Genomic DNA, 6367 nt, shown 5'->3' on the forward strand with positions numbered 1-6367 from the left:
CCGTGCCGCACGGGTTCCGTTCGAGCTTCCGGGACTGGGCGGCGGAATGCACGGATGCGCCGCGCGCGGTCATGGAGGCGGCGCTGGCGCACGCGGTGAGGAACAGGGCGGAGGCGGCGTATGCCCGCTCCGATCTGTTCGAGCGCCGACGCGACCTGATGGAGCGGTGGGCGGAGTATCTGGCGGGCCGGGGTGCGGGCAACGGAGCCTGATGCGGCCATTCCGGTCCCATCTACCCTCCACGACAGGCTCAGAGCCCTTTTCCGGCGATCCGAGGGGCATTTCGGGTAATCTGCGGGCCGTAGGATCGCCTCTGACGCACGATCGCCGGTCCCCGAGGGGTAGGGGTAGGCCGAAACCGCTTGACCAGCGGCAGGTCCGGTGTTCGCGTTCAGTCCGTGACGGCAGACCGGCAGCCCCACCGCGAGCGGAGGTGATTGCGCTTGTCCCCGAGATACTCCTGCTGCGTCGATCTCCATCTGATCCTTCGCCGCCATCGGCAGGTCTTGCTCGGACGACGGATCGGGACGGGGTTCGCGGATGGAATGTACGGCGTGCCATCGGGACACTTGGAGGACGGTGAAGCGGTCACCGCCGGCTTGATCCGGGAAGCCGCCGAGGAGACGGGTGTCGTCGTCGAGGCCGCCGATCTGAGATTCGTGCATGCCATGCACCACCGCACCGACGAAGGACGCATCGCCCTGTTCTTCGAGGCGGGGAAGTGGACTGGGGACATCCTGAACCGCGAGCCGGACAAGTGCGCTGGCTGGCGATGGTTCGACCTCTGCGGGCTCCCCGATCCGGTCGTCACCTACCTGGCCGAAGCGCTCCGCAAGATCGCGGAAGGCATCCCGTATTCGGAGAGAAGTTGGGAGTGACTTGGATGTGCGGTCCGACGACGCCGGGGGGCTTGCCCACGACGGCCCGGTCGAGGCTGTTCCGGGTGATGCCCGGAGAGGCGTTTCGGCGGCTCTGCCGGGGCTGGCTTCCGGCCCGGTAATGGCCGGCAGCCAGCACACGCGACGTTGAACGTCGCGGTCCGGCCAAGGGGGGAGTCTCGCCCCCTTGGAACCCCCGATTCGTGCGCCGTTGCCGCGATGGCGGGCAATTGGCATGCGCGGTCCCGAACCGCTACCCGGACACCCTCCTGGCCAACCCCTCGAAAGCCGTCCCGGTTGCCAGCCTTCGCGAGAGGAGGACGGGGAAGTCGGCTCCTGCCTTTTTCGCGGCGTGAGTTCCTCTCATCTTTCATGCCGGGCGGCGAACTCCCGAAAATCCTACGCCAATCCAATCGATGGGGGGTTGACACGAAGAGGGTTCACGCACATGGCCGCATCGTTAAGAGCCGAGCCGAGCCGAGCCGAGCCGAGCCGAGCCGAGCCGGAGGCGCATACTCGGGTCGGTGTTGTTCTTGGTCCCGTGGTTTCTGTCGTGCGCTGACGCCCCGACGGATCCGGGCGCGCAGCCTCCTGCCATGGTGCCCGTTCCGACAACGGTGACGGTGACGCCATCGTTGGCCTCGCTGTCGTCCTTGGGCGAGACGGCGCAGTTGGCGGCCCAGGTGCTGGACCAGAGCGGCAACGCGATGGCCGGTGTCACGGTCACATGGTCGTCGAGCGCGTCCGGCGTGGCTACGGTGAGCGGCACGGGGCTGGTCACCTCGACGGGCAACGGCGAGGCGACGATCACGGCGCTCGCGGGCGCGGCGTCGGGAACCGCGGCGGTGCGGGTTCGACAGCTTCCCGCCGTAACCGGGATCGCGCCGCGGTCCGTGACGCTTGAGGTGGCCGACACGGTGAGGCTGACGGCGACGGTGACGGACGGGAACGGTCATGCGGTGGAGGACGCCAAGGTCGAGTGGGCGAGTGGCGACGCGGCCACAGCGGTCGTCGATTCGACGGGCTTGGTCACTGCCTTGGCCGAGGGCAGCACGCCGGTTTCGGCAAAGTCGGGCACGGCGTCGGACACCGCAGCCGTGACGGTCCGGCGGACGCCGACCGGGATCGTGATCGCCCCGGACTCATTGAACTTGGTCGCGCCGGGCGACACGGCGACGCTTCTGGCGACGGTGAGCGACGCGAACGGCAACGTGATCGAAGGTGCCGAGGTGGCTTGGGCGAGCGCCGATTCCGCCGTCGCGACGGTCGCGGCGGACGGCCTCGTGACGGCCGTGTCGGAGGGGAGCACGACGGTCACCGCAACGGCGGGCGACGCGGAAGCCGAAGCGGCCATCGTCGTTGGGTTGCGGGCTGACTCGATCACGGTTTCTCCGGCGGCGCTTCTGTTCGCGGCGCTCGGGGACACGGCGCGGCTGACGGCGGCGGTAACGGACGCCCACGGGCGAGCGATCGATGATGCGGTCGTGACATGGTCGACGGCGGACCCGTCCGTCGCCACGGTCGACCAAGCCGGACTGGTTACCGCCGCCGGCGCGGGCGTCACGCGAGTGACGGCGACACACGACTCGCTCACGGCCTCTGCGGACGTGGAGGTCTCCGCAGGCCTCTCGGGGGACCGGCAGGTATTGGAGTTCCTGTACCGGGCCTGGAACGGCGACAACTGGAGCGACCGTACGAATTGGCTCAGCGACGCGCCGCTGTCGGATTGGGCCGGAGTCCGCACCGACGGGAACGGACGGGTCGACTACCTGTTTCTGAGGGACCGGAATCTGGAGGGGCGCATTCCGGCGGCCATAGGACTGCTCGACCGGCTCTTCATCCTCGACCTGAGCGGGAACTCGCTCCACGGGCCGATCCCTCCCGAGTTGGGAAGTTTGACGCGCGTGCGCGACTTGTCCTTGGGAGACAACGACCTCTCCGGCCCGCTGCCGGCCGAACTCGGCGACCTGGCGGGACTCCGCTACCTCTACCTCAGGGGCACCAACCTTTCCGGACCCATCCCCGACACCTTCGCTCGACTCGCGCTGGAACGCTTCTATTTCGGCAACACGTGGCTGTGCGTGCCCCCTTCGCTCAATGAGTGGTTCGCACGACTTGAGGACGCGGACGAGCGGGTCCCGTGCGTTCCGGCCACCGCGGACCGGGACGTGCTCGTCGCGCTGTTCGAGGCCACGGGCGGCCGCAATTGGGACCGGAACGACAACTGGCTGAGCGACCTCGGCATCAGCACATGGCACGGCGTCAAGGTCAACGACGACGGGTATGTGACGGAGATCGGTCTTCCGTTCAACAACCTCGCCGGTTCCCTGCCCGCCGCGCTGGGTGACCTCGCCCACATCGAGCGGCTCAGTCTGTACGGCAACGAACTGACCGGCGAGATTCCGCCGGAGTTGGGCAGGCTGACGAGCCTGCGCGACTTGGCTCTTTCCTCCAACGGGCTGACCGGGTCGATTCCCCGTGAACTCGGCAATTTGGTCAACGTCGACACGCTGTACCTGTCCGGAAACCAGCTTGATGGACCGATCCCGCCCGAGCTGGGCAACATGGCGGCCTTGGAGCGGCTGGCACTGTTCGAGAACCGGCTGAGCGGCCCGCTGCCGAGGGAACTCGGCAAACTGAAGAAGCTGAGGGACCTGTGGCTAACCGACAACGCGATCGAAGGACCGCTGCCGCCGGAGTTCGGCGAAATGACCTCTCTTGAAGATATCTCGCTCACGCGGAATCAGGTGTCGGGACAGCTTCCCGGCGAGCTGGGCAGGCTTCGTTTCCTGAAGAGTATCGGACTTCAGAACAACAAGGTCGAGGGTCCGATTCCAACCGAGTGGGGGAATCTTGCCGCACTCGAGGACTTGAGCCTTTCGATCAACCGCCTCACGGGTCCCATTCCGCGCGAACTGGACAATCTGTCCAATCTCGAGTTCCTCAGCTTGTTCGAGAACGAACTGAGCGGAGAGATACCACCCGAACTCGGCGATCTCAAGAAGCTTGAGACGTTGTGGCTCGGCGACAATGCGCTTACCGGCCAGATACCGCCGGAACTCGGGAATCTCTCCGAGCTGTCGGATCTTCAACTGAGCAGCAACCTCCTCAGCGGCCGAATACCCCCGGAGTTGACGGCCCTCCGTTCCCTGGTCTGGCTGGGGCTCGTAAAGAACAACCTGTCCGGGCCCCTTCCGGCCGAGATCGGCGAGTTGGAGAACCTGGAGCACCTGTGGCTGGAGGATAATCCGGACCTCCGGGGACTCCTTCCCCGCAGCATGTTGAACATCGCAGCGCTGGGGACGTTCTACATTGGCGATACCGGACTTTGCCCCCAGATCGACCCCGAATTTCAGAGTTGGCTGCGCGGGTTGGAACACGAAGTGGAGGGCTGCGAAACCGCGCACGTCGAGCGTCTGGCGCTCTCGGAGTTTTTCGCCCGAACCGGCGGCGACTCATGGACCCGGCGCGACGGCTGGAATACGGGCGCGGCCGTCGCCGAATGGCACGGCGTCACCTCGCGGGGAGGGCGGGTGCGCGGGATCGCGCTGGGGGACAACGGCCTCACGGGACCCGTCCCGCCGGAGATCGGCAACCTCACGGCGCTTGAGGCGCTGGACCTCGGCGGCAACGGGCTTGCCGGAGAGTTCCCGGTCGTGGTCGCCTCCATGGCGGATCTCGCTTCCATCAGATTCAGCGCCAACGAGGAAATGGAGGGTCCGCTCCCCTTCCGGCTCACGGATCTGACCCGGCTGAAGGCCCTGGAATACGAAGACACGGGCATGTGCGCCTCTCCGGGAAGGACGTTTCAGGACTGGCTCGGGCGCATCGACATCGTGGCCGGCGCCACCTGCGGCAACGTGGATCGAGTCGGGCTGTCGCTCCCCGTGGTCTACCTCACGCAGGCCATCCAGCGGCCCGCCGGCGATGTCCCGCTGATCGCCGGGCGCGATGCGCTGCTGCGCGTGTTCCTGACCAGCGATGCGCCGTTCGCATTCTACGAACCCGAGGTCGTGGCGATCTTCACGCATGGCGGCCGGGAAGTGCACCGGGCCGTGATGGAGCGCGAGGACGATCTGCTGGTTACCCGTGCCGACGAGGCGGAACTCCGCAACTCGTACAACGCGGTCATCCCCGGCGAGCACATCCGGTCCGGGCTGGAAATGATGGTCGAGGCGGACCCGGACGGAACCGTGCCGCTGGCCGCCGGGAGCCGGGTCCGCTTCCCCGCCTCGGGCACGGCGGCGCTGAACGTGATCGAAGTGCCGCCGCTGGAACTGACGGTGGTGCCCGTGCTGGAGGCGGCGGAGCCCGATTCGTCGATCTTCGAGTGGACCGACAACATCGACGACGACAGCCCGGAAGTCGGCCTGTTCCGGTATTCCTTCCCGTTCTCGGAGTTCACGGCGCGGAGCCGCGAACCGTACTACACGTCACTCGACCTGACCAGCGACGACGGCCAGTGGGGCCTCGTCCTCGAAATGGAGGCGCTGCGCGCGATCGAGAACGGAACGGGTTACTACTACGCCGCGGCGGCCAGCGCGAACGGGTACGTGCGCGGGAGAGCCCGGTTGGCGGCGTGGGCGAGCATCGGCAAGCCGTGGGACACGGAACTTGCCCACGAGGTGGGACACAACCTCGACCTGCTCCACGCTCCGTGCGGCGGCGCGCTCGGCACCGATCCGGAGTTCCCGTATCCGAACGGCGGCCTCGGCGCATGGGGATACGACTTCCGCGACGGGAGCGTGGTGTCCGCCGAGCGGCGCCGGGACATCATGGGGTACTGCTACGAACGGGGCTGGCTCAGCGACTACTATTTCGAGAAGGTGATCGAGTATCGGGAGAGGGTCGAGGGCGACCGGGCGCGCGCACTGGCCGCCGCCGACTCGGAGGAGTCCGAGATGCTGGTGCTCTGGGGCGGGGTCCTGAACGGCCAGCCCAGGATCGAGCCCGCCTTCCGAGTGACCTCCTCGGCACGGCTGCCGGAGCAGCCCGGCCCGTACCGAATCGAGGGCCTCGGCGACTCGGGCGAGGCGGAGTTCTCGCTGGCCTTCGAGCCGGGCGTGGACAAGTTCGGCGACAAGTACTTCCTGTTCATGGTTCCGATCGAGTCCGGCTGGGCGGATTCGCTGGACCGGATCACGCTGACGGGACCGGAGGGGACGGTGAGCGTAAGCGCCGACGCGGACCGTCCGATCACGTTGGTCACCGATCCGGCGACGGAGTCGGTGCGCGCCATCCTGCGCGGCTCGGAAGGCGATCTTCCCGCTGCGCTCGGGAGAACCGGCGCCATCGGCGTCTCGACATCGCGCGGGATCCGGGATGCGGTTCGGCTGGAAAGGTAACGCGATACCGGGGCCGCAAAGCATAGCGCCATGAACTCCGCATGCCGACTGCGGATGCGAAAGCGCGAAAGCGGAGGCGAAACCGCCGCAGTCGTCGTAGCCGCCGCGCTTTGGGGTTCGAAGGGGCAAGCCCCTCGCCAGCCC

The 6367-nt window shown here is 67.3% G+C and carries 3 protein-coding genes; all 3 read left to right on the top strand.

Annotated elements, in window-relative coordinates:
* Window positions 1-212 (top strand): integrase (locus tag OXN85_14305; GenBank protein ID MCY3601135.1); only part of this gene is annotated, 212 nt, incomplete at its 5' end.
* A 231-nt stretch (window positions 213-443) separates the two neighbouring features.
* Complete coding sequence (locus tag OXN85_14310; protein ID MCY3601136.1) at window positions 444-878, top strand: NUDIX domain-containing protein; 435 nt, start codon at window positions 444-446, stop codon at window positions 876-878.
* A 623-nt stretch (window positions 879-1501) separates the two neighbouring features.
* Entirely contained in the window at window positions 1502-6223 is a 4722-nt protein-coding gene (locus tag OXN85_14315; GenBank protein MCY3601137.1) for an Ig-like domain-containing protein, read from the top strand.
* Window positions 6224-6367 lie beyond the last annotated feature (144 nt).

The organism is Candidatus Palauibacter australiensis (assembly GCA_026705295.1).
In the GTDB taxonomy this organism is placed as follows: Bacteria; Gemmatimonadota; Gemmatimonadetes; order Palauibacterales; family Palauibacteraceae; genus Palauibacter; species Palauibacter australiensis.